At 75.2% G+C, this 987-nt stretch carries 2 protein-coding genes; both read right to left on the minus strand.

The genetic code is table 11. The features are described 5' to 3' along the window. Window positions 1-153: 153 nt before the first annotated feature. Window positions 154-330: a hypothetical protein gene (locus LPA54_RS32900; RefSeq protein WP_228984414.1), complete on the minus strand. Its 177-nt coding sequence runs from the start codon at window positions 328-330 to the stop codon at window positions 154-156. Then, window positions 327-987 (minus strand): DEAD/DEAH box helicase (locus tag LPA54_RS32905; protein WP_228984415.1); only part of this gene is annotated, 661 nt, incomplete at its 5' end. The genes LPA54_RS32905 and LPA54_RS32900, both read right to left, overlap by 4 nt.

A 987-nucleotide genomic window follows, 5' to 3' on the forward strand; every position in this document is an offset into this window, starting at 1 on the left:
GTGCAGTGCCTCCCGCGCCGCGTCGGACGGGCGGGGCGTCCGGTCGGCCGGGGACGCCGCACCGGCCTGCGCGGACCCCAATTCCGGAGCCGTCCCAGCCGCCGAAAACGACGGCTCCACCTCGGACCCCCCGTCCCGGCACGGGGACACCTCTCATCCCGACCCCCGCTCCCCCGCCGCGCGCAGCGCCTCCCGCACGTCGGCCGCCGACCCCGCCGGCTCCCCCGGAGCCCCCGCCTCCCCGACGGGAGGCACCGCGCCCCGGGACGGGGACCCCTCCCGTGCCGCCCGCAGCGCCTCGCGCGCCTCCTCCGACGGACGGGGCGTCATGTCGTCCTCCTGAGGGACACCAGGTCGGACAGCTCGCGGTCGGTGAGTTCCGTGAGGGCGGACTCGCCCGAGCCGAGGATCGCGTCGGCGAGGGCCCGCTTGGACTGGAGCATCTCGGCGATGCGGTCCTCCACCGTTCCCTCGGTGACCAGCCGGTGGACCTGGACGGGCTGGGTCTGGCCGATGCGGTACGCGCGGTCGGTGGCCTGTTCCTCCACCGCCGGGTTCCACCAGCGGTCGAAGTGGACGACGTGCCCCGCGCGGGTGAGGTTGAGGCCGGTGCCGGCCGCCTTGAGGGACAGCACGAGCACCGGGACCGCGCCGCTCTGGAAGCGGTCCACCATCCGCTCCCGCTCGGGCACCGGCGTCCCGCCGTGCAGCAGGTCGACCGGGACGGCGCGCTCGGCGAGGTGGCGGGTGATCAGGCGGGCCATGCCGACGTACTGGGTGAAGACGAGGGCCGAGTTGTCCTCGGCGAGCACCGTGTCCAGCAGCTCGTCGAGCAGGGCGAGTTTGCCGGAGCGGGCGGCGAGGCGGTCGCCGGCCGGGGCGTGCTCTTCCTTGAGGTACAGCGCGGGGTGGTCGCAGATCTGCTTCAGCGAGGTCAGCAGCTTCAGCACCAGGCCGCGGCGGCCCATCCCCTGCGCGGTCTCGATG

The organism is Streptomyces sp. DH12, assembly GCF_020873895.1.
GTDB lineage: Bacteria > Actinomycetota > Actinomycetes > Streptomycetales > Streptomycetaceae > Streptomyces.

What these genes read in the sequence shown, in the direction of transcription:
- LPA54_RS32900 (WP_228984414.1), bottom strand. Translation starts at nt 330, where the DNA reads ATGACGCCCCGTCCGTCGGAGGAGGCGCGCGAGGCGCTGCGGGCGGCA.